The organism is Streptomyces sp. NPDC002209 (genome assembly GCF_042890265.1).
Classification (GTDB): Bacteria; Actinomycetota; Actinomycetes; order Streptomycetales; family Streptomycetaceae; genus Streptomyces.
Genome location: NZ_JBIARX010000016.1, coordinates 133,117 through 147,716, shown reverse-complemented (window position 1 = coordinate 147,716; position 14,600 = coordinate 133,117). Strand labels below are relative to the sequence as shown.

Below are 14,600 nucleotides of genomic sequence, written 5' to 3'. Positions count from 1 at the left end.
CGTCGATTCCCTCCTCCGCCTTGCGATCGCACGCACCAGACCCCGCCAGCCCCGCCCTCACGGGCGGCCGACGCCACTTTGACGACACTCCCTAGCGCTGTGGCGCGAGCGGCTCCTGGAGTTCCGTGACCCACTGGTCCCGGTCCTCCGGGCAGGCGAGGGTCAGCTCGCGCGCGTACCCGGCCGAGCGGTGGCCGTTGGCGTCGATCCACCGGGCGAGGGCCTGGGCGGTGGGCAGGACGCGGTCCATCGAGCCCCGGTGCACCACGGTCGCGGCCCGCTCGACCCCCGGCAGCTCGACCACCCGGACCGAGCCCCCGAGGTCCTCGGCGCGGACCGAGGCCCCCACCGGCAGCCCGGCGTGGACGAGGACGGCTCCGGCCTCGGCCCCCGGCGCGTCCTCGTAGTACGCGGTCCCCGGGCCGGTCGGGACCACCCCGGCGGCCTCGATCCGGCGGCAGAGCTCCTCGTACAGCGGGCCGATGACCGGCCCGATGTCCTGCGGCTGGTAGCTCCCCGCGATCCCGGTCAGTTCGACGAGCCGGACGGGCGGAAGGCTCTTCACGACGATGTCGACGGTGGACATGGATCCCTCGCTCTCGATGGTCCGGAGCCTCGCCTCGACCTGGGTCAGCCGGGCCGCAGCGGCGGCCATGGCCGACTCCAGTTCCGCCCGGCGCAGCCGCAGCATGCCGCGCAACTCGTCCGCGCCCACCCGCTCGTCGAGGATCGTCCCCACCTGGTCCAGGCTGAAGCCGAGCTCCTTGAGCGCGATGACACGGTTGAGGCGGGCGAGCTGCTCGGCCTCGTAGTAGCGGTAGCCGCTGGCGGGGTCGACACGTGCGGGGCGCAGCAGTCCGATGGCGTCGTAGTGGCGCAGCATGCGGACCGATACCCGGCCGTGTTTGGCGAAGTCTCCGATGGTGAACATGACGCCTTCCAGTGCAGGCCCTGACACGGGGGGAGGGTCAAGTCCTGAGCGATATCTGCTGGTCAGCGGCCATACTGCCGGATGCACAGGTCCACGATGGACGGCGGTACGGTGCCCTCGGCGGCCGCGCACAGCTCGTCCGGCCGGGGCAGCGGGGCCGCCTGCCGCGGGCGGCGCGGCGGCGCGGGCTGGGGCGGGTGCTCCCGGCGCGGCGCAGCCGGCGGCTTCGCGCTGCGCGCAGCGGGCGGCCGGGCCGCCCTGGCCGGCGCAGGCTCCGGATCCGGCTCCCCGTCCGGCGCCGGGAGCCGCCCCAGCGGCAGGGGCCGGGACTCCGGGGCGGGCGGCGGCAGGCCGGGACCGGCCGCCGGGGGCGACGCTTCGGCCGGATCCCGCGCGTCCAGCGGCGCCGAGGTGCCGGGCGCCGGGGCCGGATCCGCGTCCGCGCCGACGGAGAGGCAGCCGCTGCTCGCGAGCAGCGCGGCGAGGGACAGGGGCAGGGCCCGGCGTAACTGCATCCGACCACCATGCCGTACCGCACGGCCGGCCGGTCCCCGCGCTCACGCGTCCGGGTGACGGGGCCCGGAAGCCGGCCGTGCAGTCGGTCCGTGGGGTCGATCGGCGGGTGGCCCCCGGCGCCACCAGGGGCGCCCGGCGCCGCTCCCTGCCCGGCCGCGGCTGCCGAAACGATTGCCCGGACCCGGATTTTCCGTAGTCTGCCGGAGGACGGGAACGACAGTGCGAGTGCCGGGGAGGCGCGACCCCCGGTACGCCGCGCTGCCCTGTCCTCACATCCCGACGGACCGTACGGAGTACCGATCCATGACCGCAGCCGACGCGCCCGGCGAGCCCGCACCGACTCCTGACCCCCTCGCGCCCACCATCCGCCCCGCGCCCTGGAAGGGCTGGGCGGCCGTCCTCGCCGTCGCGCTCGCGATCTTCTGCCTGATCACCTCGGAACTGCTGCCCGTCGGCCTGCTCACCCCCGTCGGGGACGCCCTCGGGGTGTCCGACGGCACCGCAGGGCTGATGGTGACCGTGCCCGGGCTCGTCGCCGGACTCTGCGCCCCGCTCGTCACCGTCGGCGCCGGCCGGCTCGACCGGCGGCTCGTGCTGTGCGTGCTGATCGCCCTGATGGCGGCCGCCAATCTCGCCGCCGCCGTCGCCCCGGGCTTCGCCGTGCTGCTGGCCGCGCGCCTCCTCGTCGGGGTCGGCGTCGGCGGTTTCTGGGCGCTGGCGGGCGGGCTCGCCGTACGGCTCGTACCGGAGCGGCACGTCGCCCGGGCCACCGCGCTCGTCTTCGGCGGCGTCCCCACCGCCTCCGTGCTCGGCGTCCCCGCCGGCACCCTGATCGGCGAACTCGGCGGCTGGCGGGCCGCGTTCGCTGCGGTCGGCGTCCTCGGCCTCCTCGCGCTGGGCGCGCTGCTCCTGCTGCTGCCCCCACTGCCGCCGACCCGGGACGTCACGTTCCGCGAACTGCCCGCGCTGCTGCGCGGCAACCGCGGGGTCCGGGCCGGGGTGATCGTCACCTTCCTGGTGGTGACCGGCCAGTTCGCCGCCTACACCTTCGTACGGCCCGTCCTGCAGGAGGTCTCCGGCATCGACGCCGCGTACGTGAGCACCCTGCTCCTGGGCTACGGGGTGGCCGGCGTCGCGGGCAATTTCCTGGCCGGGGCGCGTGATGCGTACCGGGCGGTCCTGGTGATCAGCGCCGCGCTGACCGTGGTACTCGGGCTGATCGCCACCCTGCCGGGAGCGGCTGCCGGGACCGCGCTGCTGCTCGTCTGGGGGCTCGCGTACGGGGGTGTCTCCGTGAGCCTGCAGAGCTGGATGATCAAGGCGGCGCCGGGCGCGGCCGAGGCCGCCGGCTCGCTGATGGTGGCGATGTTCAACCTGGCCATCGCGGCCGGCGCGCTGGCGGGCGGGTTCGCGGTCGACGGGATCGGCGCCCCGGCGGCCCCGCTCACCGGGGCCGCGCTGATGCTCGTGGCCGCGGTCACGGTCGGCCTCACCGTCACGGTCCGGATGCCGAGGGCTACCGCGGCCGACGGGTAGGGCGGACGGATGGGGCAGTTCGGACAGCCGGCTTGACCCGGGCCGTCCCGGGGGGAAAGAGTGCGCCGATCAAGCACTCAAGAACCACCGCATGAGCTGCACTTCGGAGATATCTCATATGTTCGTATCGGTCCGGTCTTCGCTTGACCCCATGACGACCGTGGGCGCCCCCGTGCCGGGTGCACCCGCTGCGGGCATGGTCCTGGTCGCGCGGCGGCGCAGGGCCTGACCGGCCGGGTGGGGGCCGACACCGCACCGCCGCGCCGGTCCCCACCCCTGCCGGGAGACAACCGTGTCCCACCATCCCGATGAGAGCGGAAGCCTCCCCGAGGACCGCCGGCTCGTGCGCCCGTACGTCGCCCCATCCGAGCGGGCGTACCGGGCGACGACGCCCGCCTGGCCGCACACCGGACCCGTCCCCGTCTCCTTCCGCGCGCCCGAGGCCCGGCGTGAGGACGAGCCCGGGCGGGCCGCCGAGGCCACCGGCGCCGCCGATGCCCGCGCCGTCCGGCAGGACCGCGGCAGCCCGCTCCCGCTGGTGGTCTTCGCCCTGCTCGCCCTCGGCGCCGCCGGCGGGCTGGTGTTCCTGTTGAGCGGCCCCGATCCGCGGCCCGAGCGGGCCGTGACGCCGCCGGAGTTGTCCGTACCGGCGCTCCCGGCGCGCCCCGGCGCGGACGACGAGCCCTCGCCCGAGGGATCCGTGCGGGCCTTCGCGCCCTCGGCCTCCGCATCGGCGTCGGCCGGCCCGTCCGCGAGCCGGACGCCGAAGCCCACGCCCCCGCCGAGCGCCTCGGCCGGCCCGCAGCCGGCGGGGCCTTCCGGGACGCTGCGGATGGGCGACCGCGGGCCCGAGGTGAGCGCCCTGCAGGAGCGGCTCCACGCCCAGGGGTTCACGTACGTCGACGTCACCGGCGTCTACGACAGCCAGACCAAGCGCGGGGTCGCCCAGCTCCAGCGCGACCGGGACATCAAGGGCGACCAACCGGGCGTCTACGGCCCGGCCACCCGGGCCGCCTTCGGAGGCTGACCCGCCACACCCGGCGCCGGTCGAGCCCGAAGGCGGAGACCGGCCTCAGCGGCCGCCGGAGACGCGCAGGACGGCGCCCGTCGTGTACGAGGCGTCCTGGGACAGCAGCCACGCGATGGCCCCGGCGACCTCCTCGGGCTGCCCGGCCCGCCCGAGGGGGATCCCGGCAGCCGCGCGGGCCGGTCGGTCGGGGTCGCCCATCGCGGCGTGCATGTCGGTCTCGATGATGCCCGGCGCCACCGCGTTGACCCGGATGCGGTCCGGGCCGAGCTCCTTGGACAGCCCCACCGTCAGGGCATCGGTGGCGGCCTTCACCGCCGCGTAGTGGACGTAGTCGCCGGGGCTGCCGAGCGTGGCGGCCGCCGAGGACACGTTGACGATGGCGCCGCCGCCCGCGTCCGCCATGTCCCGGGCGGCGCGGCGGCAGCACAGCAGGTACCCCAGCAGGTTGACCTCGACCACGCGCCGCAGATCCTCGGTCGCGGCGTCGGCGAGCCGGCCGAGCGGGCCGGTCACCCCGGCGTTGTTCACCAGCCCGGTCACCGCGCCGAACTCGGCCCCGGCGATGTCGAAGAGCCGCTCCACCCCGCACTCCCGGGACGTGTCGCCGCGTACGGTCACGCAGCGCGCACCCGCCGCCCGTACGCGCTCCGCGACGGCCTCGGCGGCCGCGTCGTCCCGGAGGTAGCCGAGCACCACGTCATGGCCGTCCGCGGCGAGCCGTACGCACGTCGCGGCGCCGATGCCCCTGCTGCCTCCGGTGACGACGGTGACCGGACGACGTGGCACGGGGGCCTCCTGGGCGACGGGACGGGCCGCCGGGACGGCGGGCGGGTCAGGCTAACACCGTGATATCGGCTGGACCAGCAAAAATGCCGGGCCGCAGAGTGGACGCCGTCGTCACATCCGAGGAGTTGCGCACATGTCGACCTTGCGAGTCACAGCCGAAGAGCTGACCGTCCACGAGCACCCGAACGCCGACGCGCTGGAGCTGGCCCAAGTGGGCCTCTACCGTGCCGTGGTCGCCAAGGGCGCCTACCGCACCGGTGAGTTCGCCGTCTACATACCCGAACAGGCCGTGCTGCCCGCCGCGCTGATCGAGGAGCTCGGCCTGACCGGCCGCCTCGCCGGCAGCTCCGCCGACCGGGTCAAGGCGGTCCGGCTGCGCGGCGAGCTGTCGCAAGGGCTGGTGTGCCGGCCGCGGGCGCTGGCCGACGTGGACCTGGCGCAGGCGGCCGAGGAGGGTACGGACTTCACCGAGCTGCTCGGGATCACCAAATGGGCGCCGCCCGTGCCGACGACGATGAACGGCGAGGTGGAGGCCGCGCCCGACCTGCTGCCCTGGGTGGACATCGAGAACCTCCAGCGCTACCCGCACCTCTTCGAGTCCGGCGAGCCGGTCGTCCTCACCGAGAAACTGCACGGCACCGCCTGCCTGTTGACGTACGTGGTCGAGGGCGGCCGGGTACTGGTCTCCTCCAAGGGCTTCGGGTCCAAGGGGCTGGCGCTGAGGGAGGAGGACCGCAACCTCTACTGGCGGGCCGTACGCGGCCACGGCGTCCCGGAGGTCGCGGCGAAGCTGGCCGCGCGGCTGGGCGCGACCCGGATCGGCGTCTTCGGCGAGGTGTACGGCGCGGGCGTCCAGGACCTCGGGTACGGGACCGACGCGCGGACGGCCGCCACGGGGCCGGGGTACGCCGTCTTCGACGTGTCCGCGGAGATCGACGGGCAGGTGCGCTGGCTGGACCCGCACGAGCTGCTCACCGACGGTGAACTGCCGCTCGTACCCCGGCTGTTCGAGGGTCCGTACGAGCTGGACACGGTCCTGGAGCTGGCCAGTGGCCGCGAGACGGTGTCCGGCCGGGCCGTGCACCTGCGCGAGGGCGTCGTGATCCGCCCGGCGGCGGAACGCTACAGCCCGGTGGTCGGCGGCCGCGCGATCGCGAAGGCGGTCAGCCCGGCCTACCTCACCCGCAAGGGAGGCACGGAGTACGAGTGACCCGGGCGCACGCCGAGAGTCCGCGGGTAGGCTGCCCCGATGCCCGACTCCGATGCGCTGTCCCGCGCCCTCGAGACCCCGGCGGAACCTGCGCTGCGCACGTTGCCGCCCGCCGTGGCCGCGTTGCTGCACGAGCTGGCTGCACCGCCCCGGCTGGCGGCCCACCTGCGCCTCGTGCACGAGGTGGCGGGCCGGCTCGCCGACTGGCTGGCCGCGTACTGCCCCGGCCTGCCCTTCGCGCGCGAGGCCGTGCTCTTCGGCGCGGCCACGCACGACGTGGGCAAGGCCGTCCACACCGCCGAGCTCAGCGGACCCGGCTCCGCGCACGAGGCGGCCGGGCGGGAACTGCTCCTCGCGCACGGCTTCACCGAGGAGCAGGCCCGCTTCGCCGCCACCCATGCCGACTGGGCGGCGCCCGGCATCAGCATCGAGGAGCTGCTGGTGAGTACCGCCGACAAGGTGTGGAAGGGCAAGCGCGTGCCCGAGCTGGAGGACCTCCTGGTCGGCCGGATCGCGGAGGCCGCGGGCACCGAGCCGTGGGCCGTGTTCCTCGATCTGGACGAGTTGCTCGGCCGGATCGCCGAGGGTGCCGATCGGCGGCTGGCCTTCCAGGCCGCCTTTCCCGTCTGACCCGTCTCCCGTTCACGCCGGCGCACCGGGGGTGTCAGACGAGGCGCGCGCCTCCGTCCACGTGCAGCACGGTCCCGGTGACGAACGGGTTGCCGATCGCGTAGAGCACCGAGCGCACCACGTCATCGGGGGTGCCCGTCCTGCGGGCGGGGTTGCGGCCGGCGACGCCGCGCAGGAACGCCTCCTTGCCCGCGCCCAGCCGGTCCCAGGCCCCGGAGTCGATGATGCCGGGGGAGACCGCGTTGACCCGCAGGGGCGCCAGCTCGACGGCGAGCGCCTCCACCAGGAAGGACAGGGCGCCGTTGGTGGTGGCCATGACCACCCGCTCCGGGGCGGGCCGCCAGGCCGCGACGCCGGAGAAGAACGTGAGGGAGCCGCCCTCGTTCATCCGCCCGGCCAGGTGCTTGGCGAGCAGCAGCGGGCCGAACACCTTGGCGGCGAACGCCCGCTGGACGTCGGCGAGGACGAGACCGGAGACGGGCCCGTTGGCCGGGACGGCGGCCGTCGAGACGACGTGGTCGACCGCGCCCACCGCTTCGGCGAGGGCGGCGATCGAGTCCTCGTCGGTGAGGTCGGTCGGCCGGATGCGGGCGGGTGCGGGCAGCGCGTTCGCGGTCGCTGCCAGCCGGTCCGCATCGGGCCCGGCGAGGATCACCTCGGCGCCGGCCGTCGATGCCGCAAGGGCCAGCGTGCGCCCGATGTGCGAGCCGGCGCCGACGACGACGAGCCGCTTGCCGTCGAGGGAGTCCTGGAAGAGAGCTGATGTGGGCATCGGAGGTCCTGTGTCGTGTGAGTTCCGGTGCGCGCCGAGGATGGCCGCCGGGTACGACTCGACTCTCCGCCGGACGGGACCCATACGTCCAAGACTTGGTTTCTACTGCTGCCATAACATTTGCTCATGACCACCCTGCGGCAGCTCGAGTACCTCGTCACCGTCGTCGACACCGGCTCGTTCACCCGCGCCGCCGAGCTGCTGCACGTCTCCCAGCCCGCCCTCTCGCACCAGGTCCGCGCGCTGGAGCGGGACGCGGGCGGCCCGTTGCTGGAGCGGCTCCCGCGGGCGGTCCGGCTGACCCCGATGGGCCGCGCGATGCTCACGCACGCCCGCGCCGCGCTCGCCGACGCCGAACGGGCCCGCACCGCCGCCCGTCGAGCCGTCGGCCTGGAGGGCGGCGAGATCCAGGTCGCCGTCGTCTACTCGATCACCCTCGGGATCCTCCTCCCGGTGCTGCGCACCTGGCACGAGCGCAATCCGCAGGTGCGCATCCGGCTGAGGGAGTTCGCGCACACCGACGCGCTGCTCGCCGCCATGGCCGCGGGCGGCGCCGACCTCGCCGTCGGCCCGGAACCCCGCGGATGGGACGGTCCCGTACGGGAGTTGGGGGAGGAGGAGTTCGTGGTGGCCGTCCCCGCCGATGACCCGGCGCCGGAGCGGGTGCACCTCGCGGACCTGGCGGACCGCTCGTGGGTGCACTACGCCCCCGGCAACGGCCTGGCCGAGGTGGTGGACCAGGCCTGTGCGGCGGCCGGCTTCCGGCCGCGTGCCGCCGTACGGACCGAACAGACCGCCGCGGCACCGCTGTTGGCCGCCACCGGACTGGGCCCGGCCCTGGTCCCCGAGAGCGTCCTGCCGCCGGGCTTCGCGGGCCGGGTACTGCGCCCCGAGCCGCCGGTGCGCCGGATGCTGGCCGCCTACGCCCGCCCGCACCCCGACCCGCTCACCACGGCCTTCCTGGACACCCTCGCCGAGCACGCGGACCCGGGTGCGGGCGCCGCCGGCGCCGTCTGAGGCTCAGCCCCGGCGGGCCGCCGATTCGCCGCGGACCTCCAGGGCCGTGCGCCAGCCGGGCGGTTCGGCCTGCTGCTGCGGGGGTGTGCGGCGGCCGCCCGTGGCGAAGAACGCCGACAGCGGGAGCGTCGCCGCCCCGACCGTGACCGCGTCCGGGCCCAGGGAGCCCAGGTCGATGGTGACCCGGTCGGCGGGATGGCGCAGGGAGTACCGGGCCGCGTGTTCCCGTACGGCGGGCAGGATGTGCGGTCCCAGCAGCAGGCCCGCCCAGCCGCCGATGAGGATCCGCTCGGGCCGGAACAGGTTGATGACGTCCGACAGGCCCGCGCCCAGGTACTCCGCCGTCTCCTCCAGGACCTCCAGGGCCACCGGATCCGCCGCGACCGCCGCCGCCAGCAGGGCCGACAGGGCCTCCTCCTCGTCCGGTGCGTCGCCCGCACCCGCGGCGAGCCCGCCCCGCTCCGCCCAGCGGGCCAGCAGGGACTCCGCCCCCGTGTACGCCTCGAGGCAGCCCAGCGCCCCGCACCGGCAGCGCCGCCCCCGTACCGAGACCGTGAGGTGTCCCCACTCCAGCGGTGTGCCCTGCGTCGTGCCCCCGTCGGGCGAGCCGTCCGTGATCAGGCTGGCGCCGACGCCCGAGCCGAACAGCACGACGACGGCCTCGCGGGCCCCGCGCCCCGCCCCGAACCACATCTCGGCCTGGCCGAGCGTGCGCGCCCCGTTGTCGATGATGTACGGGACCTCGTCCGGCAGGGCCCCCGTGGCGCGCAGCAGCGCCTCCAGCGGCACCGCGTCCCAGCCGATGGTCTGCCCGTGCACGACCGCGCCGCCCGGCGCCTCGCGGTCCACTATGCCCGGCACGCCGACGCCCACGCCCAGCAGCCGTTCGGTGCCGACCCCGGCCTCGGCGAGGACGGCCGCGATCCCGGTCCGGACGTGGTCCACGATCGGACCGACGTCGTAGCAGCCACGGGGCGACAACGGCAGCTCCGTGCGGGCCAGTTCGGTCAGTGCCAGGTCGAACAGCTCGACGCGGACCCGGGTTTCGCCGACGTCGACCCCGATCATGTGCGCGCTGCCGGGGGCCACGCGCAGCAGGGTGCGGGGCCGGCCGCCGTCCGAGTCGACGACGCCGGCCTCCTCCAGGAGTCCGTCCGCGACGAGTTCGCCGACCACGTTGCTGACGGAACCGGAGCTCAGCCCGGTGGCGGGCCCGAGTTCCTGCCGGCTCATCGGCCCGCCGAAGTACAGCCGCTGGAGCACGGCGCTGCGGTTGCCGCGCCGCAGGTCCCGCACCGTACGGCCGCCACGCCCTGTGGTCATCTGGCTCCTTCCGCCCTGCCCGTCCGCCCTGTCGTCGCTCGCAACATACCCGTGCGGGACCCCTTGACGCGACCCTTTCACGAGGCTTAACTCACGTCCTGAATTAAGGCCTTGGCGCGTTGGGCGTCCTCGAGGAGCCCGAGCCGAGAGCACCCGCCGGCCTTCCCCCGACCCTGCCGAAAGGGGCCGATCCGCCATGCGCAGAACCCGAGCCGCCGCTGCCGCCGTCACCGCCTGCCTGCTCGCCGCCGCGGCCACCGCCTGCGGCGGCGGCACCGCGGACAACGGCGGCGGCTCCAACACCGCCCCCGAGGAGCTCACGTACTGGGCCTCCAATCAGGGCCCCGACCTCGCTGCGGACCAGGCGGTCCTCGGCCCGGAGCTGAAGAAGTTCGAGGAGCAGACCGGCATCAAGGTCAAGCTCGAAGTCGTGCCCTGGTCCGACCTGCTCAACCGGATCCTCGCCGCCACCGCCTCCGGCCAGGGCCCCGACGTCCTCAACATCGGCAACACCTGGTCCGCCTCCCTCCAGGCCACCGGGGCCCTGCTCCCGTGGGACGGCAGGAACTTCGCCGCGATCGGCGGCAGGGAACGCTTCGTGGAGTCGGCCATCGGCTCGGCCGGCGCCGCCGGCCAGGACCCGGCCGCCGTCCCGCTCTACTCGATGGCGTACGCGCTCTACTACAACAAGAAGATGTTCCAGGAGGCGGGCATGGCGAAGCCGCCGGCCACCTGGGACGAGATGGTCACGATTGGCCGGAGCCTGTCCAAGGACGGCAAGTGGGCGCTCGGCGCCGAGGGGGGCAACCTCGCCAACAACATCCACCAGGTCTTCGTCCTCGCCAAGCAGCACGGCGCGGACTTCTTCGACGCGGCCGGCAAGCCGACCTTCGACTCCCCGGCCGCCGTCGACGCCGTCAAGCAGTACGTCGACCTGATGGCCAAGGACGGGATCATCGCGCCGGGCAACGCCGAGTACGCCCAGAACCAGTCCCTCCAGGACTTCGCCAACGGCAAGACCGCCATGGTCCTGTGGCAGAGCGCCGCCTCCTCCTTCAAGAGCCACGGCATGAAGGAGGGCGACTGGGGCGTGGCCCCGGTACCGGTCCCCGCCGGCACCGCGCCCGGCACCGGCCGGGGCACCAACTCCATGGTCGCCGGCATCAACCTGGCCGTCTTCAAGAACACCGACAACATCGACGGCGCCCTCAAGTTCGTGAAGTTCATGACCGGCGACGAGGAACAGAAGATCCTCAACAAGACGTACGGCTCCATCCCGCCGGTCAAGGCCGCCCAGAACGACCCCGCGTTCGCCACCGACGACCTCACCGTCCTGCGCACCACCCTGGGCACCAGCGCCGCTCCGCTCCCGCAGGTCGCGCAGGAGTCCCAGTTCGAGACCGCCGTCGGTACCGCCGTCAAGGAGCTCTTCGCCGACGCGGCAGCGGGTCGCCCGGTCACCACCGAGTCGGTCAAGGCCAAACTCACCAAGGCGCAGCAGCAGATGGCGAGCTGATCCCGACCCGATGAGCCCCAAGAGCCCCAAGAGCCCCACGACCGCCCGCCTGCGCCGCAGCGCACTGCCCTACCTCCTGCTCCTGCCCGCCCTGCTCCTCGAACTTCTCATCCACCTCGTCCCCATGGTGATGGGCATCCTGATGAGCTTCCGGCAGCTGACCCAGTTCTTCATCCGCGACTGGTCCCGCGCCCCGTGGACGGGACTGGCCAACTACGAACTCGCCGTCGACGTCAACCGGCCCGTCGGCGAGGCCCTCCTGCGCTCCTTCCTCACCACCTGCCTGTTCACCCTGCTCTCCGTCGGCCTGTGCTGGCTGCTGGGCACCGCGGCGGCGGTGTTCATGCAGGAGAACTTCCGCGGCCGCGGCATCCTGCGCGCCCTGTTCCTGGTCCCGTACGCCCTGCCCGTGTACGCGGCCGTCATCACCTGGGCGTTCATGTTCCAGCGGGACAACGGTCTGGTGAACCACGTCCTCCACGACCAGCTCGGCCTCGGCGGCGCCGAGCACACCTTCTGGCTGCTGGGCGACAACAGCTTCTGGGCCCTGCTGACCGTCTCGGTCTGGAAGGGCTGGCCGTTCGCCTTCCTCATCGTGACGGCCGCCCTGCAGAACGTCCCCGCGGAGCTGTACGAGGCCGCGGCGCTGGACGGCGCCGGAGTCTGGCAGCAGATCCGCCGGATCACCCTGCCCTCCGTCGGAGCGGTCAACCAGGTGCTGGTCCTGGTGCTGTTCCTGTGGACCTTCAACGACTTCAACACGCCGTTCGTGCTGTTCGGCAGATCCGCCCCCGAGGCCGCCGACCTGATCTCCCTCCACATCTACCAGTCCAGCTTCGTCACCTGGAACTTCGGCACCGGATCGGCCATGTCCGTCCTGCTGCTGCTCTTCCTGCTGCTCGTCACCGCCGGCTACCTGCTCGCCACCACACGCGGACGGAGGAACAAGCGTGCCTGACCGCCGCCGACCGTCGCCGCTGGCCCCGCCCGCCTCCTTCAGGGTGGTCCGCGCCGTCTTCCTCACCCTGCTCACCGGCTTCGTCCTGTTGCCCGTCTACGTGATGGTGACCAGCTCGCTCAAACCGCTCCAGGACGTCGCGGGCCGCTTCCGCTGGATCCCCAGCGGGCTCACCGTCCGCCCCTACATCGACATCTGGCACACCGTCCCGCTCGCCCGGTACTTCGTGAACTCCCTGGTCGTGGCGGGCGCCGCCACCGCAGCCTCCGTCGTCATCGCCGTCTTCGCGGCGTACGCGGTCAGCCGCCACCGCTTCCGCGGCAAGCGCCTGTTCACCGTCACCGTGCTCTCCACCCAGATGTTCCCCGGGATCCTCTTCCTCCTCCCGCTGTTCCTGATCTTCGTGAACGTCGGCAACGCCACGGGAATCGCCCTCTACGGCTCCCGCGGCGCCCTGATCCTCACGTACCTGACCTTCTCCCTCCCCTTCTCCATCTGGATGCTGATCGGCTACTTCGACTCGGTGCCCCGCGACCTCGACGAAGCGGCCACCGTCGACGGCTGCGGCCCCCTCGGCGCGCTGCTGAGGGTCGTGGTCCCGGCCGCGGTCCCCGGCATCGTCGCCGTCGCCGTGTACGCCTTCATGACCGCCTGGGGCGAGGTGCTCTTCGCCTCCGTCATGACGAACGACACCACCCGCACCCTCGCCGTCGGCCTGCAGGGCTACTCCACGCAGAACGACGTCTACTGGAACCAGATCATGGCCGCATCGCTCGTCGTCAGCATCCCCGTCGTCGCCGGATTCCTGCTGCTGCAGCGGTACTTGGTGGCCGGCCTCACGGCGGGAGCCGTCAAATGACCCTTTCGGCAGGAGCCGTCAAGTGACCCTTTCCGAAACGCGTTCCGAAACCCGTTCCGACGCGGCCCGCGCCGCGGCCCGTGACGCGGCGTCCGTCGACCTCGCCGCCCTGCCCCGCGACTTCGCCTGGGGCACCGCGACCTCCGCCTACCAGATCGAGGGAGCGGTGGACGAGGACGGCCGCGCCCCCTCCATCTGGGACACCTTCTCCCACACCCCCGGTGCCGTCGACGGCGGCCACACCGGCGACACCGCCTGCGACCACTACCACCGCTGGCCCGAGGACATCGCCCTGATGCGGGAGCTCGGCACCAACGCCTACCGGATGTCCGTCGCCTGGCCGCGTGTGGTCCCCGGCGGCGACGGCCCCGCCAACCCCAAGGGCCTCGCGTTCTACGACCGGCTCGTGGACGGGCTGCTCGCCGCCGGGATCACCCCCAACGTCACCCTCTACCACTGGGACCTGCCCCAGGCCCTCCAGGACCGCGGGGGCTGGCCCGAGCGGGCGACCGCCGAACACTTCGCCGCGTACGCCGGCCTCGTCGCCGCCCGCCTCGGCGACCGGGTCACGCAGTGGGCCACGCTCAACGAGCCCCTGTGCTCGGCGTGGATCGGCCACCTGGAAGGCAGGATGGCCCCCGGACGCAGCGACCTCACCGCCGCCGTCCGCGCCTCCTACCACCTGCTGCTCGGCCACGGGCTCGCCACCCAGGCCGTACGGGCCGCCGCCCCCGGCGCGCAGATCGGCATCGTCAACAACCTCTCCACCGTCGAGCCCGCCACCGGCGGCGAAGCCGACCGGGCGGCGGCCCGGCGCATGGACGGCCACGTCAACCGCTGGTGGCTCGACCCGGTCCACGGCCGCGGCTTCCCCGCCGACATGCGCGAGGTCTACGCCGTGGACCTCCCCGAACGCCCCGGTGACGCGGCGGCCATCGCCGCCCCGCTCGACTGGACCGGCCTGAACTACTACTTCCCGCAGACCGTCACCGCCGACCCGGCCGGCCCCGCCCCGTACGCCCGCCAGATCGACCGGCCCGGCGCCCCGCGCACCGGCATGGACTGGGAGGTCGACGCGAACGGCCTCGAGACCCTGCTCATGCGGCTGACCGAGGAGTACGGGGCCCGCCGCATCCACGTCACCGAGAACGGCTCCTCGTACCACGACACCGTCTGCGCCGACGGCAGCGTCCACGACCCCGAGCGGGCCGCGTACCTGACCGGGCACCTGGCGGCCTGCGCCCGCGCCGCCCGCCGCGGTGCGCCGGTGGCCGGGTACTACGCCTGGTCCCTGCTGGACAACTTCGAATGGGCCTACGGCTACGACAAGCGCTTCGGCCTCGTACGCGTCGACTACGCCACCCAGCGCCGCACGATCAAGACCAGCGGCCGCCGGTACGCCGAGGTGATCGCCGCCCACCGGGCCCTGTGAGACCACGGGCCCCGCGCCGCGCCGGGCCCGCCCTGCTTCTCGGGGCGGGCCCGGCCTTTCGTGATGGGATGGGAAACGACGGCT

14 protein-coding genes are annotated in these 14,600 nt (G+C 73.9%); 9 read left to right on the top strand and 5 right to left on the bottom strand.

All coding sequences use genetic code 11. The features are described 5' to 3' along the window. Window positions 1-91: 91 nt before the first annotated feature. Together ACFYXK_RS26770 and ACFYXK_RS26765 are read right to left on the bottom strand one after the other, a co-directional pair. Entirely contained in the window at window positions 92-931 is an 840-nt protein-coding gene (locus tag ACFYXK_RS26770) for a MerR family transcriptional regulator (protein WP_389413415.1), read from the bottom strand. Between the two features lie 62 nt (window positions 932-993). Next, window positions 994-1,446, bottom strand: coding sequence for a hypothetical protein (locus tag ACFYXK_RS26765; protein WP_389413414.1), 453 nt, complete (start codon window positions 1,444-1,446; stop codon window positions 994-996). 304 nt (window positions 1,447-1,750) lie between these two features. Here ACFYXK_RS26765 and ACFYXK_RS26760 point away from each other — a divergent pair, with 304 nt between their 5' ends. Together ACFYXK_RS26760 and ACFYXK_RS26755 are read left to right on the top strand one after the other, a co-directional pair. After that, a complete protein-coding gene (locus tag ACFYXK_RS26760) occupies window positions 1,751-2,983 on the top strand; it encodes an MFS transporter (protein ID WP_389413413.1) in 1,233 nt (410 codons plus the stop codon). A 292-nt stretch (window positions 2,984-3,275) separates the two neighbouring features. After that, entirely contained in the window at window positions 3,276-4,010 is a 735-nt protein-coding gene (locus ACFYXK_RS26755) for a peptidoglycan-binding protein (RefSeq protein ID WP_389413412.1), read from the top strand. A gap of 45 nt (window positions 4,011-4,055) precedes the next feature. Here the strand turns inward: ACFYXK_RS26755 and ACFYXK_RS26750 are convergent, their stop codons facing one another. Further along, on the bottom strand, window positions 4,056-4,799 hold the full coding sequence (locus ACFYXK_RS26750; protein ID WP_389413411.1) for an SDR family NAD(P)-dependent oxidoreductase: 744 nt from the start codon (window positions 4,797-4,799) through the stop codon (window positions 4,056-4,058). Window positions 4,800-4,932: 133 nt separating this feature from the next. Here ACFYXK_RS26750 and ACFYXK_RS26745 point away from each other — a divergent pair, with 133 nt between their 5' ends. Then, window positions 4,933-6,009 (top strand): RNA ligase (ATP), encoded by a 1,077-nt coding sequence (locus tag ACFYXK_RS26745; protein WP_389413410.1) that lies wholly within the window; start codon window positions 4,933-4,935, stop codon window positions 6,007-6,009. A 39-nt stretch (window positions 6,010-6,048) separates the two neighbouring features. Continuing rightward, complete coding sequence (locus ACFYXK_RS26740) at window positions 6,049-6,639, top strand: HD domain-containing protein (protein ID WP_389413409.1); 591 nt, start codon at window positions 6,049-6,051, stop codon at window positions 6,637-6,639. Between the two features lie 34 nt (window positions 6,640-6,673). On the opposite strand, the gene ACFYXK_RS26735 is transcribed toward ACFYXK_RS26740, so the two are convergent. Beyond that, entirely contained in the window at window positions 6,674-7,411 is a 738-nt protein-coding gene (locus ACFYXK_RS26735; protein ID WP_389413408.1) for an SDR family oxidoreductase, read from the bottom strand. Between the two features lie 126 nt (window positions 7,412-7,537). On the opposite strand from ACFYXK_RS26735, the gene ACFYXK_RS26730 reads away from it, so the two are divergent. Further along, window positions 7,538-8,428, top strand: a complete 891-nt coding sequence (locus ACFYXK_RS26730; RefSeq protein WP_389413407.1) for a LysR family transcriptional regulator — start codon at window positions 7,538-7,540, stop codon at window positions 8,426-8,428. A 3-nt stretch (window positions 8,429-8,431) separates the two neighbouring features. Here ACFYXK_RS26730 and ACFYXK_RS26725 read toward each other — a convergent pair whose 3' ends face one another. After that, on the bottom strand, window positions 8,432-9,751 hold the full coding sequence (locus ACFYXK_RS26725; protein ID WP_389413406.1) for an ROK family protein: 1,320 nt from the start codon (window positions 9,749-9,751) through the stop codon (window positions 8,432-8,434). A gap of 196 nt (window positions 9,752-9,947) precedes the next feature. Here ACFYXK_RS26725 and ACFYXK_RS26720 point away from each other — a divergent pair, with 196 nt between their 5' ends. The 4 genes from ACFYXK_RS26720 to ACFYXK_RS26705 all read left to right on the top strand — a co-directional run bounded on the left by ACFYXK_RS26720 (window position 9,948) and on the right by ACFYXK_RS26705 (window position 14,516). After that, window positions 9,948-11,267: an ABC transporter substrate-binding protein gene (locus tag ACFYXK_RS26720; protein ID WP_389413405.1), complete on the top strand. Its 1,320-nt coding sequence runs from the start codon at window positions 9,948-9,950 to the stop codon at window positions 11,265-11,267. Window positions 11,268-11,277: 10 nt separating this feature from the next. After that, window positions 11,278-12,225, top strand: coding sequence for a carbohydrate ABC transporter permease (locus tag ACFYXK_RS26715; RefSeq protein ID WP_389413404.1), 948 nt, complete (start codon window positions 11,278-11,280; stop codon window positions 12,223-12,225). After that, the gene (locus tag ACFYXK_RS26710) at window positions 12,218-13,084 is read left to right on the top strand and encodes a carbohydrate ABC transporter permease (RefSeq protein WP_389413403.1); all 867 of its coding nucleotides are present in this window, start codon (window positions 12,218-12,220) and stop codon (window positions 13,082-13,084) included. Before ACFYXK_RS26715 ends, ACFYXK_RS26710 begins: the two co-directional genes overlap by 8 nt. A gap of 109 nt (window positions 13,085-13,193) precedes the next feature. Next, window positions 13,194-14,516, top strand: coding sequence for a GH1 family beta-glucosidase (locus ACFYXK_RS26705; RefSeq protein ID WP_389413422.1), 1,323 nt, complete (start codon window positions 13,194-13,196; stop codon window positions 14,514-14,516). The last annotated feature ends 84 nt before the right edge of the window (window positions 14,517-14,600 follow it).

Bases quoted from the DNA above. Each gene is read 5' to 3' on its own strand.
- ACFYXK_RS26760 (WP_389413413.1), top strand. From the start codon at position 1,751: ATGACCGCAGCCGACGCGCCCGGCGAGCCCGCACCGACTCCTGACCCC.
- ACFYXK_RS26720 (WP_389413405.1), top strand. From the start codon at position 9,948: ATGCGCAGAACCCGAGCCGCCGCTGCCGCCGTCACCGCCTGCCTGCTC.
- ACFYXK_RS26765 (WP_389413414.1), bottom strand. From the start codon at position 1,446: ATGCAGTTACGCCGGGCCCTGCCCCTGTCCCTCGCCGCGCTGCTCGCG.
- ACFYXK_RS26735 (WP_389413408.1), bottom strand. From the start codon at position 7,411: ATGCCCACATCAGCTCTCTTCCAGGACTCCCTCGACGGCAAGCGGCTC.
- ACFYXK_RS26740 (WP_389413409.1), top strand. From the start codon at position 6,049: ATGCCCGACTCCGATGCGCTGTCCCGCGCCCTCGAGACCCCGGCGGAA.
- ACFYXK_RS26730 (WP_389413407.1), top strand. From the start codon at position 7,538: ATGACCACCCTGCGGCAGCTCGAGTACCTCGTCACCGTCGTCGACACC.
- ACFYXK_RS26715 (WP_389413404.1), top strand. From the start codon at position 11,278: ATGAGCCCCAAGAGCCCCAAGAGCCCCACGACCGCCCGCCTGCGCCGC.
- ACFYXK_RS26725 (WP_389413406.1), bottom strand. From the start codon at position 9,751: ATGACCACAGGGCGTGGCGGCCGTACGGTGCGGGACCTGCGGCGCGGC.
- ACFYXK_RS26770 (WP_389413415.1), bottom strand. From the start codon at position 931: ATGTTCACCATCGGAGACTTCGCCAAACACGGCCGGGTATCGGTCCGC.
- ACFYXK_RS26745 (WP_389413410.1), top strand. From the start codon at position 4,933: ATGTCGACCTTGCGAGTCACAGCCGAAGAGCTGACCGTCCACGAGCAC.